21 protein-coding genes are annotated in these 21,315 nt (G+C 61.8%); all 21 read left to right on the top strand.

Annotated features, from left to right (window positions below; all coding sequences use genetic code 11):
* Window positions 1-13 precede the first annotated feature (13 nt).
* The 21 genes from secE (at window position 14) to rplP (ending at window position 21,315) form a co-directional block, all read left to right on the top strand.
* Window positions 14-367: a preprotein translocase subunit SecE gene (gene secE / locus WDZ97_RS12095; protein WP_024300634.1), complete on the top strand. Its 354-nt coding sequence runs from the start codon at window positions 14-16 to the stop codon at window positions 365-367.
* Window positions 364-897, top strand: coding sequence for a transcription termination/antitermination protein NusG (gene nusG / locus WDZ97_RS12090; RefSeq protein WP_019915273.1), 534 nt, complete (start codon window positions 364-366; stop codon window positions 895-897). The genes secE and nusG overlap by 4 nt, the downstream gene beginning before the upstream one ends.
* 152 nt (window positions 898-1,049) lie before the next feature.
* Entirely contained in the window at window positions 1,050-1,481 is a 432-nt protein-coding gene (rplK, locus tag WDZ97_RS12085) for a 50S ribosomal protein L11 (protein ID WP_018228072.1), read from the top strand.
* 2 nt (window positions 1,482-1,483) lie between these two features.
* Window positions 1,484-2,176 carry a 50S ribosomal protein L1 gene (gene rplA / locus WDZ97_RS12080; RefSeq protein WP_304001133.1) on the top strand — a complete coding sequence of 231 codons (693 nt, stop codon included), beginning with the start codon at window positions 1,484-1,486 and terminating at the stop codon, window positions 2,174-2,176.
* Window positions 2,177-2,443: 267 nt separating this feature from the next.
* Window positions 2,444-2,974 carry a 50S ribosomal protein L10 gene (gene rplJ / locus WDZ97_RS12075; protein WP_019915271.1) on the top strand — a complete coding sequence of 177 codons (531 nt, stop codon included), beginning with the start codon at window positions 2,444-2,446 and terminating at the stop codon, window positions 2,972-2,974.
* 79 nt (window positions 2,975-3,053) lie between these two features.
* On the top strand, window positions 3,054-3,431 hold the full coding sequence (gene rplL, locus WDZ97_RS12070) for a 50S ribosomal protein L7/L12 (RefSeq protein WP_019915269.1): 378 nt from the start codon (window positions 3,054-3,056) through the stop codon (window positions 3,429-3,431).
* A 322-nt stretch (window positions 3,432-3,753) separates the two neighbouring features.
* Window positions 3,754-7,830, top strand: coding sequence for a DNA-directed RNA polymerase subunit beta (gene rpoB, locus WDZ97_RS12065; protein WP_019915268.1), 4,077 nt, complete (start codon window positions 3,754-3,756; stop codon window positions 7,828-7,830).
* Window positions 7,831-7,887: 57 nt separating this feature from the next.
* Window positions 7,888-12,090, top strand: a complete 4,203-nt coding sequence (gene rpoC, locus WDZ97_RS12060; protein WP_304001131.1) for a DNA-directed RNA polymerase subunit beta' — start codon at window positions 7,888-7,890, stop codon at window positions 12,088-12,090.
* Between the two features lie 190 nt (window positions 12,091-12,280).
* On the top strand, window positions 12,281-12,658 hold the full coding sequence (gene rpsL, locus WDZ97_RS12055) for a 30S ribosomal protein S12 (RefSeq protein ID WP_008061703.1): 378 nt from the start codon (window positions 12,281-12,283) through the stop codon (window positions 12,656-12,658).
* Between the two features lie 25 nt (window positions 12,659-12,683).
* On the top strand, window positions 12,684-13,154 hold the full coding sequence (rpsG, locus tag WDZ97_RS12050) for a 30S ribosomal protein S7 (protein WP_019915266.1): 471 nt from the start codon (window positions 12,684-12,686) through the stop codon (window positions 13,152-13,154).
* A 65-nt stretch (window positions 13,155-13,219) separates the two neighbouring features.
* Window positions 13,220-15,313 carry an elongation factor G gene (gene fusA, locus WDZ97_RS12045; RefSeq protein WP_019915265.1) on the top strand — a complete coding sequence of 698 codons (2,094 nt, stop codon included), beginning with the start codon at window positions 13,220-13,222 and terminating at the stop codon, window positions 15,311-15,313.
* Between the two features lie 23 nt (window positions 15,314-15,336).
* Window positions 15,337-16,527 carry an elongation factor Tu gene (gene tuf, locus WDZ97_RS12040; RefSeq protein WP_019915275.1) on the top strand — a complete coding sequence of 397 codons (1,191 nt, stop codon included), beginning with the start codon at window positions 15,337-15,339 and terminating at the stop codon, window positions 16,525-16,527.
* Window positions 16,528-16,603: 76 nt separating this feature from the next.
* Window positions 16,604-16,915: a 30S ribosomal protein S10 gene (rpsJ, locus tag WDZ97_RS12035; RefSeq protein WP_018413334.1), complete on the top strand. Its 312-nt coding sequence runs from the start codon at window positions 16,604-16,606 to the stop codon at window positions 16,913-16,915.
* A gap of 104 nt (window positions 16,916-17,019) precedes the next feature.
* Complete coding sequence (gene rplC / locus WDZ97_RS12030) at window positions 17,020-17,661, top strand: 50S ribosomal protein L3 (RefSeq protein WP_024300633.1); 642 nt, start codon at window positions 17,020-17,022, stop codon at window positions 17,659-17,661.
* 10 nt (window positions 17,662-17,671) lie between these two features.
* The gene (rplD, locus tag WDZ97_RS12025; protein WP_304001128.1) at window positions 17,672-18,295 is read left to right on the top strand and encodes a 50S ribosomal protein L4; all 624 of its coding nucleotides are present in this window, start codon (window positions 17,672-17,674) and stop codon (window positions 18,293-18,295) included.
* Window positions 18,292-18,618 carry a 50S ribosomal protein L23 gene (rplW, locus tag WDZ97_RS12020; protein ID WP_020163428.1) on the top strand — a complete coding sequence of 109 codons (327 nt, stop codon included), beginning with the start codon at window positions 18,292-18,294 and terminating at the stop codon, window positions 18,616-18,618. The genes rplD and rplW overlap by 4 nt, the downstream gene beginning before the upstream one ends.
* Complete coding sequence (rplB, locus tag WDZ97_RS12015; protein WP_425762882.1) at window positions 18,618-19,445, top strand: 50S ribosomal protein L2; 828 nt, start codon at window positions 18,618-18,620, stop codon at window positions 19,443-19,445. Before rplW ends, rplB begins: the two co-directional genes overlap by 1 nt.
* Before the next feature lie 10 nt (window positions 19,446-19,455).
* Window positions 19,456-19,731, top strand: a complete 276-nt coding sequence (gene rpsS, locus WDZ97_RS12010) for a 30S ribosomal protein S19 (protein ID WP_008061716.1) — start codon at window positions 19,456-19,458, stop codon at window positions 19,729-19,731.
* A gap of 12 nt (window positions 19,732-19,743) precedes the next feature.
* Window positions 19,744-20,073: a 50S ribosomal protein L22 gene (gene rplV, locus WDZ97_RS12005; protein WP_020163430.1), complete on the top strand. Its 330-nt coding sequence runs from the start codon at window positions 19,744-19,746 to the stop codon at window positions 20,071-20,073.
* A 5-nt stretch (window positions 20,074-20,078) separates the two neighbouring features.
* Window positions 20,079-20,933, top strand: a complete 855-nt coding sequence (gene rpsC / locus WDZ97_RS12000; protein WP_019919625.1) for a 30S ribosomal protein S3 — start codon at window positions 20,079-20,081, stop codon at window positions 20,931-20,933.
* Window positions 20,902-21,315 (top strand): 50S ribosomal protein L16, encoded by a 414-nt coding sequence (gene rplP / locus WDZ97_RS11995; RefSeq protein WP_008061728.1) that lies wholly within the window; start codon window positions 20,902-20,904, stop codon window positions 21,313-21,315. The genes rpsC and rplP overlap by 32 nt, the downstream gene beginning before the upstream one ends.

The raw sequence follows: 21,315 nt of genomic DNA, 5'->3' as shown, positions 1-21,315 counted from the left end.
CTTCCGGATGCTCATGACTGACCAGTTGAAGCTTGCGCTGGCCATTGCCCTGTTGATTGCGGGTGTGGCCGGCTTTTATGTTTTTGCCGACCAGATCATGGCTGTGCGGGTGCTGTCCGTGCTCGCGGGTCTGGGTGCCGGTATCGCGGTGGCGTGGTTCACCGAGCCGGGGCGGCGCTTCATCGTTTTTGCCAACGAGTCGGTGGCCGAGGCCAAGAAGGTTGCCTGGCCCAGCCGCAAGGAAACGCTGCAGACGACCGCCATCGTGTTCGGCTTCGTGGTCGTGATGGCGCTTTTCCTGTGGTTGACCGACAAGAGTCTCGAGTGGGTGTTGTACGACCTGATCCTGGGCTGGAAGAAATCATGAGCAAACGTTGGTACGTTGTGCACGCCTATTCCGGCTTCGAGAAGTCGGTTCAGCGCGCGCTGACCGAGCGTGTTGCGCGTTCGGGCATGCAGGACAAGTTCGGCCAGATTCTCGTGCCGGTCGAGGAAGTGATCGAAATGCGCGGCGGCCAGAAGGCGGTGTCCGAGCGCAAGTTCTTCCCTGGCTATGTGCTCGTCGAGATGGAGATGGACGAGGACAGCTGGCACCTGGTCAAGAGCACGCCGAAAGTGACCGGCTTTGTTGGCGGCTCGGCCAACAAGCCGACGCCGATTTCCGACAAGGAAGTCGACAAGATCATGCAGCAGATGCAGGAAGGGGTGGAGAAGCCCCGTCCCAAGGTGCTGTTCGAGGTGGGCGAGCTGGTGCGCGTCAAGGAAGGTCCTTTCACCGACTTCAATGGCTCGGTGGAAAGCGTCAATTACGAAAAGAGCCGTCTGCACGTGTCGGTGACCATCTTTGGTCGTGCGACGCCGGTCGAGCTCGAGTTTTCGCAGGTCGAGAAGGTCTGACCTGAAGTTCAAGGCGGTGCCGCAAGGCGCCGCCACGGTGCGCGGCAGGGCCTTTCGGGTCTGCCGCGTGATTGTTTCCGGCGCTCACGCGCCGGATGAGGAGTGGCCGGGCCTGAGTGTCCGCCACGCTATCACTCGCAAATGGAGTCATCATGGCGAAGAAAATCGTCGGCTACGTGAAGCTGCAAGTGCCGGCCGGCAAGGCGAACCCGTCGCCCCCGATCGGTCCCGCGCTGGGTCAGCGCGGTCTGAACATCATGGAGTTCTGCAAGGCGTTCAACGCGCAGACCCAGGGTATGGAACCGGGTCTGCCGATCCCGGTGGTGATCACCGCCTACGCGGACAAGTCCTTCACTTTCGTGATGAAGTCGCCCCCGGCGACCATCCTGATCAAGAAGGCTGCCGGCATCACCAAGGGCTCGCCGAAGCCGCACACCGACAAGGTCGGCAAGGTCACCCGCGCCCAGCTCGAAGAGATCGCGAAGGTGAAGAACAAGGATCTGACCGCTGCCGATCTGGATGCCGCTGTGCGCACGATCGCTGGTTCCGCCCGCAGCATGGGCATCACGGTGGAGGGCCTGTAATCATGGCAAAGCTCTCGAAGCGCGTTCAGGCGCTGCGCGCCAAGGTTGATCGCAACCGCGCATACCCGCTGGCCGACGCGCTGGCGCTGGTCAAGGAAACCGCCAACGCCAAGTTCGACGAGTCGGTCGATCTGGCCGTGAATCTGGGTATCGATGCGAAGAAGTCGGACCAGCTGGTCCGCGGCTCGGTCGTGTTGCCTGCTGGCACCGGCAAGAGCGTGCGCGTCGCCGTGTTCGCCCAGGGCGCCAAGGCCGAGGAAGCCAAGGCCGCTGGCGCCGATGTCGTCGGTTTCGACGATCTGGCCGCCCAGGTCAAGGAAGGCAATCTGAACTTCGACGTGGCCATCGCCACGCCGGACGCAATGCGCGTCGTCGGCGCGCTGGGCCAGATCCTTGGTCCGCGTGGCCTGATGCCGAACCCGAAGGTCGGCACCGTGACGATGGACGTGACCACCGCGGTCAAGAACGCCAAGGCCGGTCAGGTGCAGTACCGCACCGACAAGGGTGGCATCGTCCAGTGTACGGTCGGTCGCGCCTCCTTCACGCCGGAACAGCTGACGACCAACATCAAGGCTCTGATCGAAGCGCTGAACAAGGCGCGCCCGGCAGCCGCCAAGGGTGTCTACCTGCGCAAGGTGTCGGTGACGACCACCATGGGCGTCGGCATCCGCGTCGATCAGGCGACGGTGCAGTAAGGAATTGAATTTCGCGCCCGGTTCGCCGGGTGCATGACAACAGGACTTTGGGCCGTCGCGGCCAGCATGGCGCGGCGGGTTGTCAAAGACCGCAGGTGCCCGCAAGGGTCTAATGGTGCGCAAGTGCCGCCTGCGCAGATGGCGTTACCCGACACAGGATGGATGGTGTCCTCACGGACAGTTTCTTCTCCTGAATACGGTCGCCGCACGTGGTTGATCCGGTGAGCAGTGATGCGATCCGGACGACTGTAATCATGGGAGTAGACCTTGGCACTCAATCTCGATCAGAAGAAGGAAGTGGTTGCCGGCGTATCCGCTGCAGTTGCGGGCGCGCAAGTAATCGTGATCGCCGAGAACAAAGGTCTGGAAGTGGGCGATGTCACGCGTTTGCGTGCCCAGGCCCGTGCGCAGGGCGTCTACCTGCGTGTTCTGAAGAACACGCTGGCGCGTCGCGCTGTTGCGGGTACCCCGTTCGAGGGGTTGGCGAATGAAATGACCGGTCCGCTGCTTTACGGCATGTCGGCCGATCCGGTTTCGGCCGCGAAGGTCATTCAGGATTTCGCCAAGGGCAACGACAAGCTGGTGATTCGCGGTGGCGCGCTGGCCAATTACGTCATGGACGCCGCTGGCGTCAAGGCGCTGGCCTCCATGCCGAGCCGCGAAGAACTGCTGGCCACCCTTCTGGGCACGATGCAGGCGCCGATCGCCAAGTTCGTTCAGACGCTCAACGAAGTTCCGGGCAAGTTTGTCCGTACCGTTGCAGCCCTGCGCGACGAACGCGAAAAGCAGTCCGCTTAAGTTCAGGCCTCAATTCAGATCAAGCAATCATCCGCGCGACTGCATGTTGATGCACCGCGCTTGAAACAGGAGTTTTGAAATGTCCGTTAGCAAAGACCAGATTCTGGAAGCCATCTCCGCCATGACCGTTCTCGAGCTGTCGCAGCTCATCAAGGACATGGAAGAGAAGTTCGGCGTGTCGGCTGCTGCCGCTGTGGCCGTTGCCGCCCCGGCTGCCGGCGCCGCTGCCCCGGCTGCTGAAGAGAAGACCGAATTCACCGTCGTTCTGGCCGCTGCCGGCGAGAAGAAGGTTGAAGTCATCAAGGTCGTGCGCGCAGTGACCGGCCTGGGCCTGAAGGAAGCCAAGGACCTGGTTGATGGCGCTCCGAAGCCCGTCAAGGAAGGCATCTCCAAGGCTGACGCTGAAGCCCTGAAGAAGCAGCTGGAAGAAGCCGGCGCCAAGGTCGAACTGAAGTAATTCGACTCTGGTTGGCGGGAGCGCGTGCTTTGCGGCACGCGCTCCCGTTGTCGTTTATGCAGCATGTTCGGAATACCAGGAAAACGCGGCACTAAACCGCCTTTTCCTTGTCTTCCGAAGCGATCACGGAAGACCGTCGTCGGTCGAGCGAAAGTCCCGCCTCGGGTGTTCAACCCGCGCTTTCGCTGTCAGCCCAGGGGTTGGTAGAGGCCAACCGCCGGTGACGCTGTCCTGATTGCATTCCGTGGTGAAACACGGGTCGCGCGCCGGGTGGCGCACGCTCCGTTTTCCCCGGCCATCGCACTCTTTGTCCGGAGATTTCATGGCCTATACCTACACCGAGAAGAAACGCATCCGCAAAAGTTTTGCCAAGCGCGATGCGGTGCTCGACGTGCCCTTCCTGCTGGCCACCCAGCTGGAGTCCTACACGCAGTTCCTGCAGACCGACGTGCCGCTCGAGCATCGTCGCAATCAGGGCCTGCAGGCCGCATTCACGTCGATCTTCCCGATCAGCTCGCACTCCGGCAATGCCCGTCTCGAGTTCGTCCATTACATGCTGGGCGAACCGGCCTTCGATGTGAAGGAATGTCATCAGCGCGGTCTGACCTTTGCCAGCCCGCTGCGCGCGCGCGTCCGTCTGGTCATCATGGACCGCGAAGCGCCGAAGGAAACGATCAAGGAAGTGAAGGAGCAGGAAGTGTACATGGGCGAAATTCCGCTCATGACGACCACCGGCTCCTTCGTCATCAATGGCACCGAGCGTGTCATCGTCAGCCAGCTGCACCGTTCGCCCGGCGTGTTCTTCGAGCACGACCGCGGCAAGACGCACAGTTCGGGCAAGCTGCTGTTCTCCGCTCGCATCATCCCGTATCGCGGCTCCTGGCTCGACTTCGAATTCGACCCGAAGGACTACCTGTACTTCCGCGTGGACCGTCGCCGCAAGATGCCGGTGACCATCCTGCTGAAGGCCATCGGCATGATGCCGGAACAGATCCTCGAAACCTTCTTCGACTTCGACAGCTTCAACCTGGCGTCGAAGAGCGGCATCCAAATGAAGCTGGTGCCGGAACGTCTGCGTGGCGAGATCGCCAAGTTCGACATCGTCGATGCGTCGGGCAAGGTCGTGGTCGCCAAGGACAAGCGCATCACCGCCAAGCACATCCGTGAACTGGCCGAATCGGGCACCGAATCCATCGCCGTGCCGGAAGACTTCCTGGTCGGCCGCGTGATCGCGACCGCCGTCGTCGATCAGGACAGCGGCGAAATCCTCGCCAACGCGAACGACGAAATCACCGAAGACCTGCTGGCCAAGATGTCGGCCGCCGGCGTCGGCGAGATCAGCACGCTGTACACCAACGATCTGGACCGCGGCCCCTACATCTCGCAGACCCTGCGTACCGATGAGACCGCCGATCAGTGGTCGGCCCGCGTGGCCATCTACCGCATGATGCGTCCGGGCGAGCCGCCCACCGAAGATGCGGTGGAAACGCTGTTCCACGGCCTGTTCTACTCGGAAGAGCGCTACGACCTGTCGGCCGTTGGCCGCATGAAGTTCAACCGCCGTGTCGGTCGTGACGCCATCGAAGGCGCGCCGACGCTGTCGAACGAAGACATCGTCGACGTGATCAGGATCCTGGTGGATCTGCGCAACGGCAAGGGCGAGATCGACGATATCGACCACCTCGGCAACCGCCGCGTGCGTTCTGTCGGCGAACTTGCCGAGAACCAATTCCGCGCCGGTCTGGTGCGTGTCGAGCGTGCGGTGAAGGAACGCCTGTCGCAGGCCGAGTCGGACAACCTGATGCCGCATGACCTGATCAACGCCAAGCCGATTTCGGCCGCGATCAAGGAGTTCTTCGGTTCCAGCCAGCTGTCGCAGTTCATGGACCAGACCAACCCGCTGTCGGAAATCACGCACAAGCGTCGCGTGTCCGCTCTGGGTCCGGGCGGTCTAACGCGCGAGCGCGCAGGCTTCGAAGTGCGCGACGTGCACCCGACCCACTATGGCCGCGTGTGCCCGATCGAAACGCCTGAAGGTCCGAACATCGGCCTGATCAACTCGCTCGCGCTGTATGCCCGCACCAACAAGTACGGTTTCCTGGAAACGCCGTATCGCCGCGTCGATGCCGGCCGCGTGACCGACCAGATCGACTTCCTGTCGGCGATCGAGGAAGGCAAGTACGTGATCGCGCAGGCGAATGCCTCGCTGGATGGTGAAGGTGCACTGAGCGACGAGCTGGTGTCCTGCCGCCACAAGGGCGAATTCATGCTGTCGACGCCCGACCAGGTCCAGTACATGGACATCGCGCCGGGCCAGATCGTGTCGGTTGCTGCATCGCTGATTCCGTTCCTCGAACACGACGACGCGAACCGCGCACTGATGGGCGCCAACATGCAGCGCCAGGCCGTGCCCTGCCTGCGTCCGGAGAAGGCCTTCGTCGGTACCGGCATCGAACGCACCGTGGCGGTCGACTCGGGTACGGCGGTGCAGGCGCTGCGCGGCGGTGTGGTCGACTACGTCGATGCCAGCCGTGTCGTGGTCCGCGTCAATGACGAGGAAACCGTGCCGGGCGAAGTCGGCGTCGACATCTACAACCTGGTCAAGTACACGCGCTCGAACCAGAACACCAACATCAACCAGCGTCCGGTCGTGAAGATCGGCGACATCATCGCCAAGGGCGACGTGGTGGCCGACGGTGCCTCGACCGACCTCGGCGAACTGGCCCTCGGCCAGAACATGCTGGTGGCCTTCATGCCGTGGAACGGCTACAACTTCGAGGATTCGATCCTGCTGTCGGAGCGCGTCGTCGCTGAAGATCGCTTCACGTCGGTTCACATCGAAGAGCTGACCGTGGTCGCCCGCGACACCAAGCTGGGCCCAGAGGAAATCACGCGCGACATCGCCTCGCTCGGCGAAGCACAGCTCGGCCGTCTGGACGAGTCCGGCATCGTGTACATCGGCGCCGAAGTCGAAGCCGGTGACGTGCTGGTCGGCAAGGTGACGCCGAAGGGCGAAACCCAGCTGACGCCTGAAGAGAAGCTGCTGCGCGCCATCTTCGGCGAGAAGGCCTCGGACGTGAAGGACACCTCGCTGCGCGTGCCTTCGGGCATGAACGGCACGGTGATCGACGTGCAGGTGTTCACGCGCGAAGGCATCGAGCGCGACAAGCGCGCGCAGTCCATCATCGACGACATGCTGCGCGGCTACCGCCAGGATCTGGGCGACCAGATGCGCATCGTCGAACGCGACACCTTCGCCCGTATCGAGCGTCTGCTGATCGGCCGCGTGGCCAACGGCGGCCCGAAGCGTCTGGCCAAGGGCGCGACCATCACGCGTGAGTATCTGGATGGCGTCGAGCCGCACAGCTGGTTCGACATCCGCATGGCCGAAGAGGACATCGCAGGTCAGCTGGAAAGCCTGCGCGAGTCGCTGGAGAAGACGCGCACCGACTTCGACCTTGCCTTCGAGCTGAAGAAGAAGAAGCTGACCCAGGGCGACGAGCTGCCGCCGGGTGTGCAAAAGATGGTCAAGGTCTATCTGGCGGTGAAGCGTCGTCTGCAGCCGGGTGACAAGATGGCCGGTCGTCACGGCAACAAGGGTGTCGTGTCCAAGATCACGCCGATCGAAGACATGCCCTACATGGAAGACGGCACCTCGGTCGACATCGTGCTGAACCCGCTCGGCGTGCCGTCGCGGATGAACATCGGTCAGATCCTGGAAACCCACCTCGGCATGGCGGCACGCGGCCTCGGCAAGAAGATCGACGCGATGCTGCGCCGTCAGGCCAATATGGCCGAACTGCGCGCATTCCTCGACGAGATCTACAACCGCAGCGGCACCAGTGAAGATATCGCCTCGCTGAACGACGGCGAAGTGCTGGAGCTGGCAAGCAACCTGAAGCACGGCGTGCCGTTCGCGACGCCGGTGTTCGACGGTGCGCACGAAGGCGAAATCCGCCGCATGCTGGAACTGGCCGACATGCCGGCTGGCGGCCAGATGACGCTGTACGACGGACGCACCGGCGAGGCCTTCGAGCGCCAGGTCACCGTGGGCTACATGCACGTGCTGAAGCTGCATCACCTGGTCGACGACAAGATGCACGCCCGCTCGACCGGCCCGTACTCGCTGGTCACGCAGCAGCCGCTGGGCGGCAAGGCGCAGTTCGGTGGTCAGCGTTTCGGTGAGATGGAAGTGTGGGCGCTGGAAGCGTATGGCGCTTCCTACACGCTGCAGGAAATGCTCACCGTGAAGTCCGATGACGTGACCGGCCGTACCAAGGTCTACGAAAACATCGTCAAGGGCGAGCACAAGATCGATGCCGGCATGCCGGAGTCGTTCAACGTGCTGGTGAAGGAAATCCGATCCCTGGCCATCGACATTGATTTGGAGCGGTTCTAGGACTGGGCGCGAAAGCGTTCCGCCTAGCCCCTAGCCACTAGCCCCAAAGGAGTTGCCATGAAAGCATTGCTGGATCTTTTCAAGCAGGTCACGCAGGAAGAAGAGTTCGACGCGATCACCATCGGTCTCGCGTCGCCGGACAAGATCCGTTCCTGGTCCTACGGCGAAGTCAAGAAGCCGGAAACGATCAATTACCGCACCTTCAAGCCGGAGCGGGACGGCCTGTTCTGCGCCAAGATCTTTGGCCCGGTCAAGGATTACGAGTGCCTGTGCGGCAAGTACAAGCGTCTGAAGCACCGCGGCGTCATCTGCGAGAAGTGCGGCGTTGAAGTCACGCTGTCCAAGGTGCGTCGCGAGCGCATGGGCCACATCGAGCTGGCCAGCCCGACCGCGCACATCTGGTTCCTGAAGTCGCTGCCGTCGCGTCTGGGCATGGTGCTCGACATGACGCTGCGCGACATCGAGCGCGTGCTGTACTTCGAAGGCTATGTCGTCGTCGATCCGGGCATGACGCCGCTGAACCGCGGCCAACTGCTGTCGGAAGACGACTATCTGGCCAAGGTCGAGGAATACGGCGACGACTTCACCGCGTTCATGGGTGCGGAAGGCGTGCGCGGCATGCTGCGCTCGCTCGACCTGAACCGTGAAGTCGAGAAGCTTCGCGGCGAGCTGGAAGCCACCAGCTCAGAAGCGAAGATGAAGAAGATTTCCAAGCGACTGAAGATTCTGGAAGGCTTCCAGCATTCGGGCATCAAGCCCGAGTGGATGATTCTGGAAGTGCTGCCGGTGCTGCCGCCGGACCTGCGTCCGCTGGTGCCGCTGGACGGCGGCCGCTTCGCGACTTCCGACCTGAACGACCTGTACCGCCGCGTCATCAACCGCAACAACCGCCTGAAGCGTCTGCTCGAACTGAAGGCGCCTGAAATCATCGTGCGCAACGAAAAGCGCATGCTGCAGGAGGCGGTGGATTCGCTGCTCGACAACGGTCGTCGCGGCAAGGCGATGACCGGTGCCAACAAGCGCCCGCTGAAGTCGCTGGCCGACATGATCAAGGGCAAGGGCGGCCGTTTCCGTCAGAACCTGCTGGGCAAGCGCGTCGACTACTCCGGCCGTTCGGTCATCGTGGTCGGTCCGCAGCTCAAGCTACATCAGTGCGGCCTGCCGAAGAAGATGGCGCTCGAGCTGTTCAAGCCCTTCATCTTCAACAAGCTCGAACTGAACGGCATGGCGACCACCATCAAGGCCGCCAAGAAGCTGGTCGAGCAGGAAGTGCCGGAGGTGTGGGACATCCTGGAAGAGGTGATCCGCGAACATCCGGTCATGCTGAACCGCGCGCCGACGCTGCACCGTCTCGGCATCCAGGCGTTCGAGCCGACGCTGATCGAAGGCAAGGCCATTCAGCTGCACCCGCTGGTCTGCGTGGCGTTCAACGCCGACTTCGACGGTGACCAGATGGCCGTCCACGTGCCGCTGTCACTGGAAGCGCAGATGGAAGCGCGCACGCTGATGCTGGCGTCGAACAACGTGCTGTCGCCGGCCAACGGCGAGCCGATCATCGTGCCGTCGCAGGACATCGTGCTCGGTCTGTACTACGCCACCCGCGCCAAGATCAACGGCAAGGGCGAGGGCATGATGTTCGCGAACGTGAACGAAATGCGCCGCGCCTACGAGAACGGCTTCGTCGAACTGCACTCGAAGGTGGCGGTGCGCATCCGCGAAGTCGAAGTCGTCGACGGTGAGAAGCGCGAGAAGATCACGCGCTACGACACCACGGTCGGTCGCGCCATGCTGGCAGAAATCCTGCCGCCGGGCCTGCCGTTCTCGGTGCTCGACAAGCCGCTGAAGAAAAAGGAAATCTCGAAGCTGGTGAACCACAGCTTCCGTCGCTGCGGCCTGCGCGAAACCGTCATCTTTGCCGACAAGCTGATGCAGGCCGGTTTCGGTCTCGCGACCCGCGCCGGCATTTCGATCGCGGTGAAGGACATGCTGGTGCCGGACGCCAAGCACACCATCATCAGCGCCGCCGAAGCGGAGGTGAAGGAAATCGCCCAGCAGTACACCTCGGGTCTGGTGACCGACGGCGAGCGCTACAACAAGGTGGTGGACATCTGGGGCCGCGCCGGTGACCAGGTCGCAAAGGCGATGATGGACCAGCTCGGTCAGGAAGATACGGTCGATCGCAACGGCAACACGGTGAAGCAGGAGTCGTTCAACTCCATCTACATGATGGCCGACTCCGGTGCCCGCGGTTCCGCCGCCCAGATCCGTCAGCTTGCCGGTATGCGGGGCCTGATGGCGAAGCCGGACGGCTCCATCATCGAAACGCCGATCACGACGAACTTCCGTGAAGGTCTGAACGTTCTGCAGTACTTCATCTCGACCCACGGCGCCCGTAAGGGTCTGGCCGATACGGCGCTGAAGACCGCGAACTCCGGTTACCTGACCCGTCGTCTGGTCGATGTGACGCAGGATCTGGTGGTCACCGAAGACGATTGCGGCACGGCCGAAGGCTTCGTCATGAAGGCGCTGGTCGAGGGCGGTGAAGTGATCGAGCCGCTGCGCGAGCGGGTGCTCGGCCGCGTGACGGCTGCCGACGTCGTCAATCCGGAGACGCAGGAAACGGTGATCTACGCCGGTGAACTGATCGACGAAGACCGTTGCGATCTGATGGATTCGCTCGGCGTCGATGAGGTGAAGGTGCGTACGCCGCTGACCTGCGAAACGCGCTACGGCCTGTGCGCCCAGTGCTACGGTCGCGACCTCGGTCGCGGCCAGATCGTGAACGCCGGCGAGGCGGTAGGCGTGATCGCCGCTCAGTCGATTGGTGAGCCGGGCACGCAGCTGACCATGCGTACCTTCCACGTCGGTGGTGCGGCTTCGCGAGCTGCCGCCGCCAGCGGTGTGGAGGCAAAGAGCGCGGGTGTCATCCGCTTCACGCAGAACATGCGCTACGTCACCAGTGCGAAGAACGAGAAGATCGTCATCGCGCGCAGTGCCGAAATCATCATCACCGATGATCACGGGCGTGAGCGCGAGCGCCACAAGGTGCCGTACGGTGCGACGCTGCAGGTCGATGAAGGTCAGACCATCAAGGCCGGTACCGGCCTGGCGACCTGGGATCCGCATACCCGCCCCATCATTACCGAGTACTCGGGCATCGTGCGCTTCGAACACGTCGAGGAAGGCGTGACCGTGGCGAAGCAGGTCGATGACGTGACCGGCCTGACGACGCTGGTGGTTATCGATCCGAAGCGTCGCAGCACCAGCACCAAGGGCCTGCGCCCGCAGGTGAAGCTGCTGACCGAGTCGGGCGACGAAGTGAAGATCGCCGGTACCGATACGGCCGTGTCGATCACCTTCCAGGTGGGTTGCATCATCACCGTGAAGGACGGTCAGGCGGTCAGCGTTGGTGACGTGCTGGCGCGCATCCCGCAGGAGTCCGCGAAGACCCGCGACATTACCGGTGGTCTGCCGCGCGTGGCCGAGCTGTTCGAGGCCCGTTCGCCGAAGGACGCAGGCCTGCTGGCCGAAGTCACCGGTACGGTGTCGTTCGGCAAGGACACCAAGGGCAAGCAGCGTCTGGTGATCACCGAGCCGGATGGCACGGTGAACGAGTTCCTGATCCCGAAGGACAAGCACGTCACGGTGCACGACGGCCAGGTGGTGAACAAGGGCGAGGTGATCGTCGACGGCGCAGTCGAGCCGCACGACATCCTGCGTCTGAAGGGTGTCGAGGAACTGGCGCGCTACATCATCGACGAAGTGCAGGACGTGTACCGTCTGCAGGGCGTGAAGATCAACGACAAGCACATCGAGGTGATCGTCCGCCAGATGCTGCGTCGCGTGGTCATCGTCGATTCCGGCGATTCGAAGTTCATCCGCGAGGAACAGGTCGAACGTTCCGAGGTGCTCGACGAGAACGATCGTCTGGTCGCCGAAGGCAAGCGTCCGGCCGAATACCAGTACATGCTGCTGGGTATTACCAAGGCCTCGCTGTCGACCGACTCGTTCATCTCCGCGGCGTCCTTCCAGGAAACGACGCGCGTGCTGACCGAGGCGGCCATCATGGGCAAGCGCGACGAATTGCGCGGCCTGAAGGAAAACGTCATCGTCGGTCGCTTGATCCCGGCCGGTACGGGTCTGGCCTACCACCGCACCCGTCGTGCCCAGGCTGTCGGCGACGACGCCGCGGCAGCCGATCGCGTGCTGTTCGGTGATGACCCCGTGACGGCGGACGCCGATGCGGGTGAAGCGCAGTAATCGTCTTACGCAGTAGAGAGCACAACCCCGCGGTATTTGGACAATGCCGCGGGGTTGACCCTGTTGTTTTTATGTGCCTATAATCCGGCCTCTTTGTGGGTCCGCCAACCGTAGCGGGCTCAAGGCGAACGAGTCGCGGAGGCGGGCCACTGGATAGGCGTCGCCTCCGGTCTTTTGGAATCTCGAAAAAATGCCAACCATCAATCAGCTTGTACGCAAGCCGCGCACGTCGCCGGTAAGCAAATCCAAGGTGCCGGCTCTCGAAGCCTGCCCGCAAAAGCGCGGCGTCTGCACCCGCGTGTACACCACGACCCCGAAGAAGCCGAACTCGGCGCTCCGTAAGGTCGCCAAGGTGCGTCTGACCAACGGCTTCGAGGTCATTTCCTACATCGGCGGTGAAGGCCACAACCTGCAGGAACACTCGGTTGTGCTGATTCGCGGCGGCCGTGTGAAGGATCTGCCGGGTGTGCGCTACCACATCGTCCGCGGCTCGCTCGATCTTCAGGGTGTGAAGGATCGTAAGCAGTCCCGTTCGAAGTACGGCGCCAAGCGTCCGAAGAAAGCGTAATCGCAAGAGATTGAGGGGTTAAAAAATGCCGCGTCGTCGCGAAGTACCCAAGCGGGACATTCTGCCGGATCCGAAATTCGGTAGTGTCGAGCTTTCCAAGTTTGTCAATGTGCTGATGTCTGCCGGCAAGAAGTCTGTTGCCGAGCGTATCGTCTATGGCGCCTTTGACCAGATCAAGACCAAGAGTGGCAAGGATCCGCTCGAGGTGTTTTCCCAGGCGATCAACAACGTCAAGCCGGTGGTCGAGGTGAAGAGCCGCCGTGTTGGTGGTGCCAACTACCAGGTCCCGGTTGAGGTGCGTCCGTCGCGTCGCATGGCGCTGTCGATGCGCTGGCTGCGTGAGGCTGCGCGCAAGCGTTCCGAGAAGTCGATGGGGCTGCGTCTGGCTGCCGAGCTGCTGGAAGCGGCTGAGGGTCGCGGCGCTGCAATGAAGAAGCGAGACGAAGTTCACCGGATGGCGGATGCCAACAAGGCGTTCTCGCACTTCCGCTTCTGATTCCAAATTTCGCTTAACTGACTGGCCGCCACTTGTGGCGGCCTCTTGTTTCAAAGGACTGTATCGTGGCACGCAAGACACCGATCGAGCGCTACCGGAACATCGGCATTTCCGCTCACATCGACGCCGGCAAGACGACGACGACCGAGCGGATTCTTTACTACACCGGCGTCAACCACAAGCTGGGTGAGGTGCATGATGGCGCCGCCACGACGGACTGGATGGAACAGGAGCAGGAGCGTGGCATCACCATCACCTCCGCTGCCGTGACCACCTTCTGGAAGGGTATGGGCGGCAACTACCCCGAGCATCGCATCAACATCATCGACACCCCGGGTCACGTCGACTTCACGATCGAAGTTGAGCGCTCGATGCGTGTGCTCGACGGTGCGTGCATGGTCTACTGCGCCGTGGGTGGCGTTCAGCCGCAGTCGGAAACCGTGTGGCGTCAAGCCAACAAGTACGGTGTGCCGCGTCTCGCCTTCGTGAACAAGATGGACCGTACCGGTGCCAACTTCTTCAAGGTGTACGAACAGCTGAAGACTCGTCTGAGCGCGAATCCGGTTCCGGTGGTTGTGCCCATCGGTGCGGAAGAGAACTTCAAGGGCGTCGTCGACCTCATCAAGATGAAGGCCATTCTGTGGGATGAGGCTTCGCAAGGCATCAAGTTCTCGTACGAGGACATTCCTGCCGAGCTGCAATCCACGTGTGAAGAGTGGCGTGAGAAGATGGTCGAGGCGGCTGCTGAGTCCAGCGAAGAGATGATGAACAAGTACCTCGAGAGCGGTGAGCTCTCCGAGGCTGACATCATCCTGGGTCTGCGCACTCGCACCATCGCTGGCGAGATCCAGCCGATGCTGTGCGGTACCGCATTCAAGAACAAGGGTGTGCAGCGCATGCTGGATGCCGTCGTCGACTTCCTGCCGTCCCCGGTTGATATTCCGCCGGTTAAGGGCATCGGTGAAAACGACGAGCAGGTTGAGCGTGCAGCGGCTGACGACGAGAAGTTCTCGGCACTCGCGTTCAAGCTGATGTCGGACAAGTACGTCGGTCAGCTCACCTTCATTCGCGTCTATTCGGGCGTTCTGAAGTCCGGTGATACGGTGTACAACCCGGTCAAGGGCAAGAAGGAACGTATCGGCCGTCTGGTGCAGATGCACGCCAACGATCGCCAGGAAATCGAAGAGGTTCGTGCGGGCGACATCGCTGCTGCGATCGGCCTTCAGTCGGTGACCACTGGTGAAACGTTGTGTGATCCCGATGCCGAAGTCACGCTCGAGCGCATGGAATTCCCGGAGCCGGTGATTCACGTCGCCGTCGAGCCGAAGACCAAGGGTGACCAGGAAAAGATGGGCCTGGCGCTGGGTCGTCTGGCGCAGGAGGATCCGTCCTTCCGCGTGCGTACCGACGAAGAATCCGGTCAGACCGTCATTTCGGGCATGGGTGAGTTGCACCTCGAAATCATCGTTGATCGCATGAAGCGCGAGTTCGGTGTCGAGGCAAACGTTGGTGCGCCGCAGGTGGCCTATCGCGAGGCCGTGCGCAAGTCGGTTGAGCAGGAAGGCAAGTTCGTCAAGCAGTCCGGTGGTCGCGGTCAATACGGCCACGTCTGGATCAAGCTTGAGCCGAACGAGCCGGGCAAGGGCTATCAGTTCGTCGATGCGATCAAGGGCGGTACCGTGCCGCGCGAGTTCATCCCGGCTGTCGATCGCGGCCTGCAGGAAACCCTGCCGAACGGTGTTCTGGCTGGCTTCCCGGTGGTGGATGTGAAGGTCACGCTGTTTGATGGCTCCTACCACGACGTGGACTCGAACGAAAACGCGTTCAAGATGGCTGCTTCGATGGCCTTCAAGGATGCGATGCGCAAGGCCAGCCCGGTTCTGCTCGAGCCGATGATGGCCGTCGAGGTGGAGACGCCTGAGGACTACATGGGCAACGTCATGGGTGACCTGTCCGGTCGTCGCGGCATCGTCCAGGGCATGGAAGACCTGCCGGGTGGTATCAAGGCAATCAAGGCTGAAGTGCCGCTCGCGTCGATGTTCGGTTACTCGACCACGCTGCGCTCGCTGAGCCAAGGTCGCGCAACCTACTCGATGGAATTCAAGCATTACGCGGAAGCGCCCAAGAACGTCGCTGACGCCATCATCAACAAGAAGTGAGTTTTGGGATTTAGGGGTTAGAAATGGCAAAGGGAAAGTTTGAGCGCACCAAGCCGCACGTGAACGTGGGCACGATTGGTCACGTTGACCATGGCAAGACGACGCTGACGGCGGCGATCACGACGATTCTGTCGTCGAAGTTCGGTGGTGAGGCGAAGGCGTACGATCAGATCGACGCAGCGCCGGAAGAGAAGGCACGCGGCATCACGATCAACACGGCGCACGTTGAGTACGAAACGGCCACCCGTCACTACGCGCACGTTGATTGCCCGGGTCACGCCGACTACGTGAAGAACATGATTACCGGTGCCGCCCAGATGGACGGCGCCATCCTGGTGTGTTCGGCCGCTGACGGCCCGATGCCGCAGACGCGCGAACACATCCTGCTGGCCCGCCAGGTCGGTGTGCCGTACATCGTCGTGTTCCTGAACAAGTGCGACATGGTTGACGACGCCGAGCTGCTCGAGCTGGTTGAAATGGAAGTGCGCGAGCTGCTGTCGAAGTACGACTTCCCGGGCGACGACGTGCCCATCGTCAAGGGCTCGGCTCTGAAGGCGCTGGAAGGCGACAAGACCGACCTGGGTGAAGGTGCCATCATGGCGCTGGCCGCTGCGCTGGACAGCTACATCCCGACGCCGGAGCGCGCAGTGGATGGCGCCTTCCTGATGCCGATCGAAGACGTGTTCTCGATCTCGGGCCGCGGCACCGTGGTGACCGGTCGTATCGAGCGCGGTATCGTAAAGGTCGGTGAGGAAATCGAAATCGTCGGTATCAAGCCGACGGTGAAGACCACCTGCACCGGCGTTGAAATGTTCCGCAAGCTGCTGGATCAGGGTCAGGCGGGCGACAACGTTGGCGTGCTGCTGCGCGGCACCAAGCGTGAAGACGTGGAGCGTGGTCAGGTTCTGGCCAAGCCGGGCTCGATCAAGCCGCACACGCATTTCACGGCCGAGATCTACGTGCTGTCGAAGGAAGAAGGTGGTCGTCACACGCCGTTCTTCAACGGCTACCGCCCGCAGTTCTACTTCCGTACGACGGACGTGACCGGCTCGATCGAGTTGCCGGCCGGCACCGAAATGGTGATGCCGGGTGACAACGTGTCGATCACGGTGAAGCTGATCGCCCCGATCGCGATGGAAGAAGGTCTGCGCTTCGCGATCCGCGAAGGCGGTCGTACCGTCGGCGCCGGCGTGGTTGCAAAGATCGTCGAATAATTAGTACAATCGTCAGCTTTTGCGCCGGGTGGCTTGTGCTACCCGGCTTTGCTCTTTCGCTCTTTGGGAAAATCCAATGCAAAGCCAGAAGATCCGTATCCGCCTCAAGGCATTCGACTATCGCCTGATCGATCAGTCGGCTCTTGAGATTGTGGATACCGCAAAGCGCACCGGTGCCGTCGTTCGTGGTCCCGTGCCGCTGCCGACCCGCATCGAGCGTTTCAACGTGCTGCGTTCGCCGCACGTGAACAAGAGTTCGCGCGATCAGTTTGAAATCCGTACCCATGTTCGCCTGATGGACATCATCGATCCGACCGACAAGACCGTCGACGCATTGATGAAGCTCGATCTGCCGGCGGGTGTGGATGTCGAGATCAAGCTTCAGTAAGTGCAGTCTTTTCCGGCGTTTTTTTTGCCGGTAAGCGTCATCGGATGTTCCGGTGGCAGTTGAAACGGATCCCGGTCAATCGCAACCGGGATGAGGAGAAAAACATGACTCTAGGCCTTGTGGGTCGCAAGGTCGGCATGACGCGTATTTTCACCGATGACGGGCAAACCGTTCCGGTGACGGTCGTGGATGTGTCGAACAATCGCGTCACCCAGATCAAGACAGCAGAAACCGACGGTTACACCTCGGTGCAGGTCGCTTTCGGCAAGCGTCGCGCTACTCGCGTGAACAAAGCCGCCGCAGGTCATTTCGCCAAGGCAGGTGTCGAGGCCGGTGAGGTGCTGCGTGAATTCCGTGTGGACGCTGGCAAGCTCGCCGAATTCAAGGCGGGTGATGTGATCAGCCCCGCCTCGGTGTTTTCGGTAGGCCAGAAGGTCGATGTGACGGGTACGTCCATCGGTAAGGGCTTTGCCGGTGCCATCAAGCGCCACAACTTCTCGTCCAACCGTGCGTCGCACGGTAACTCGATCTCGCACAACTCGCCGGGTTCGATCGGTATGGCGCAGGACCCGGGTCGCGTTTTCCCGGGCAAGCGCATGGCCGGTCACCTCGGTGACGTCAAGTGCACCCAACAGGGGCTGGAGGTCGTGCGTATCGACGAGGCCCGTCAGCTGCTGCTCATCAAGGGCGCAATTCCGGGTTCCAAGGGCGGCGACGTTGTCGTGCTGCCGGCGGTCAAGGGCTGAGGAGAGCGCGATGGCTGAATTGAAGGTTTTGAACGACGCCGGTCAACAGGCGGCGACGGTGCAAGCACCGGACGCGCTGTTCGCCCGCGAGTACAACGAAGCGCTGGTTCATCAGGTGGTCGTGGCCTATCAGGCCAACGCTCGCCAGGGTACCCGCGCTCAGAAGGACCGTACGCTGGTCAAGCACACCACGCGCAAACCGTGGCGTCAGAAGGGCACCGGTCGCGCACGCGCCGGTATGTCGTCCAGCCCGCTGTGGCGTGGTGGCGGCCGCATCTTCCCGAACTCGCCCGACGAGAACTTCTCGCAGAAGGTCAATCGCAAGATGTATCGCGCCGGCATCGCCGCGATCCTCTCGCAGCTGGCTCGCGAAGACCGCATCGCTGTGGTCGAGAGTTTCAATGTCGAGGCTCCGAAGACCAAGCTGCTGTCGAGCAAGCTCAAGGGCATGGGTCTGGATTCGGTGCTCGTGATCACCGACGAACTCGATGAGAACCTGTTCCTGTCTTCGCGCAACCTGCACAACGTGCTGGTCCTGGAAGCGCACGAGACGGATCCGGTTTCGCTCATCCGCTTCGGCAAGGTGCTGGTCACGCGCAGCGCGATGAGCAAATTCGAGGAGATGTGGGCATGAGCAACTTTTCGCAGGAAAGGCTGATGCAGGTTCTGCTCGCGCCGCAGATTTCCGAGAAGGCGACCTTTATTGCCGACCGTAACAACCAGGTCGTGTTCAAGGTTGCGCCGGATGCTACCAAGCCGGAGATCAAGGCTGCGGTCGAACTGCTGTTCAGCAAGGGCGACAACAAGATCGAAGTCCTGTCGGTTCAGGTCTTGAACGTGAAAGGCAAGATCAAGCGTTTCGGCCGCACGTTCGGCCGTCGCAGCGACTGGAAGAAGGCCTTTGTGCGCATCAAGCCGGGCCAGGACATCGAGTTCGCTGAAGGAGGGGCTGTCTAATGGCACTCGTCAAAGTCAAGCCGACTTCGGCCGGCCGCCGCGCCGTCGTCAAGGTCGTCAATCCGACCCTCTACAAGGGCCGTCCGGTTGATTCGCTCACCGAGAGTCAGAACAAGACCTCGGGTCGCAACAATCACGGCCGGATCACGACCCGTCACAAGGGTGGTGGTCACCGTCAGCAGTATCGCGTGATCGACTTCCGTCGCAACAAGGACGGCATCGTCGCTACGGTCGAGCGCATCGAGTACGACCCGAACCGTTCGGCGCATATCGCGCTGCTGTGCTACGCCGATGGCGAGCGCCGCTACATCATTGCTCCGAAGGGCATGGTGATCGGTCAGCAGGTGGTCAGTGGTTCGGAAGCGCCGATCAAGTCGGGCAACGCTCTGCCGCTGCGCAACATTCCGGTCGGTTCGACGGTGCATTGCATCGAAATGACGCCGGGCAAGGGCGCGCAGCTGGCGCGCGCTGCGGGTACGTCAGTTCAGTTGCTGGCGCGCGAAGGCACCTACGCCCAACTGCGTCTGCGTTCCGGTGAAATCCGTCGTGTGCACGTTGAGTGCCGCGCGACCATCGGCGAAGTGGGCAACGAAGAAAACAACCTGCGCAAGCTTGGCAAGGCCGGCGCAACCCGTTGGCGCGGTGTGCGTCCGACGGTTCGCGGTACCGTGATGAACCCGATCGATCACCCGCACGGTGGTGGTGAGGGTCGTACCGGTGAAGGCCGCGTTCCCGTCAGCCCGTGGGGTCAGCCGACCAAGGGCTACCGCACCCGCAGCAACAAGCGCACGAGCAACATGATCGTGCAGCGCCGCTACAAGCGATAAGAGGTAGGCAATGGCACGTTCAATCAAGAAAGGCCCGTTCGTCGACGCCCACCTGCTGGCCAAGGTGGACACGGCTCGCGCGTCGAATGACAAGCGTCCGATCAAGACCTGGTCGCGTCGTTCGACCGTCCTGCCGGACTTCATCGGTCTCACCATCGCCGTGCATAACGGTCGCCAGCATATTCCGGTCTATGTTTCGGAAAACATGGTCGGTCACAAGCTGGGCGAGTTTGCGCTGACCCGTACGTTCAAGGGTCACACCGCAGGCAAGAAAGCGAAGAAGTAAGGAGCGATGACAATGGAAACCCGTGCAAATCTTCGCGGTGTGCGTCTGTCGGCGCAAAAGGGTCGGCTGGTCGCCGATCTGATCCGCGGCAAGTCGGTCAGTCAGGCTCTGAATATTCTGGCTTTCAGCCCCAAGAAGGGCGCAAAGATCATCAAGAAGGTCGTCGAGTCCGCAATCGCCAATGCCGAGCATAACGATGGTGCCGATATCGACAGCCTCAAGGTGAAGACCATTTACGTGGAAAAGGGTGTTGTGCTCAAGCGCTTCACCGCCCGGGCCAAGGGACGCGGTAATCGCATCGTGAAGCCGACCTGCCACGTGTTCGTCACGGTTGGAGACTGAAGGTTATGGGACAGAAGATTCATCCGACCGGCTTCCGTCTGGCGGTCACGCATAACTGGGCTTCGCGCTGGTTCGCGTCCAGCAAGGACTTCCCGCGCATGCTCAATCAGGATCTGCAAGTTCGCGCGTTCCTGAAGAAGAAGCTGGCGCACGCGTCCGTCGGCCGCGTGGTCATCGAGCGCCCGGCGAAGAATGCCCGTATCACCGTGTACTCGGCCCGTCCGGGCGTGGTGATCGGCAAGAAGGGCGAAGAGATCGAGCTGATCAAGGCGCAACTGGCCAAGATGATGGGCGTGCCGGTGCACGTCAACATCGAGGAAATCCGCAAGCCGGAGATCGATGCGCAACTGATCGCCGATTCGATCGCCCAGCAGCTCGAGAAGCGCATCATGTTCCGCCGCGCGATGAAGCGCGCCATGCAGAACGCAATGCGCCTCGGCGCCCAGGGCATCAAGATCATGTCGTCGGGTCGCCTGAACGGTATCGAGATTGCTCGCCGTGAGTGGTATCGCGAAGGTCGCGTGCCGCTGCACACGCTGCGTGCAGACATCGATTACGGTACGTCGGAAGCGAAGACGACCTACGGTGTGATCGGTATCAAGGTGTGGGTGTTCAAGGGTGAGATGCTCGCCCGCGGCGAAGCGCCTGCTGTTACCGAAGAAAACGATAACGCACGTCGTCCGCGTCGTGACGGTCGTCGCCCCGAAGGCGACAACCGCCCGGCAGGCCGCCGTCCCGCTCGTGATGCGAAGCCCGAAGGCGGCGCACCGGCAGGGGATGCCGACGTGAAGTCCACTCAGCAACGAGTCAGAAAGTCAGGAGCTAGCAATGCTGCAGCCGGCGAGAAGAAAGTACCGTAAGGAGCAGAAGGGCCGCAATACGGGCCTCGCCACCCGCGGCACCAAGGTTTCCTTTGGCGAGTACGGTCTCAAGGCCACGTCGCGCGGTCGTCTGACGGCTCGTCAGATTGAATCCGCACGTCGTGCGATGACGCGTCACATCAAGCGCGGTGGTCGTATCTGGATTCGCATTTTCCCCGACAAGCCGATCTCGAAGAAGCCGGCGGAAGTGCGTATGGGTAACGGCAAGGGCAATCCGGAATACTGGGTTGCGGAAATTCAGCCGGGCAAGGTGCTGTACGAGATGGACGGCGTCGACGAGGCGCTGGCGCGCGAGGCGTTCCGCCTGGCAGCAGCCAAGCTCCCGCTCGAAACCACCTTTGTCGTGCGACAGCTGGGGTAA

Source organism: Methyloversatilis sp. MC4-4 (assembly GCF_049843555.1).
GTDB classification, from domain to species: Bacteria; Pseudomonadota; Gammaproteobacteria; order Burkholderiales; family Rhodocyclaceae; genus Methyloversatilis; species Methyloversatilis discipulorum_B.
Note: the sequence above shows the minus strand (reverse complement) of the source record. Positions and strands in the feature narration are given on the sequence as shown.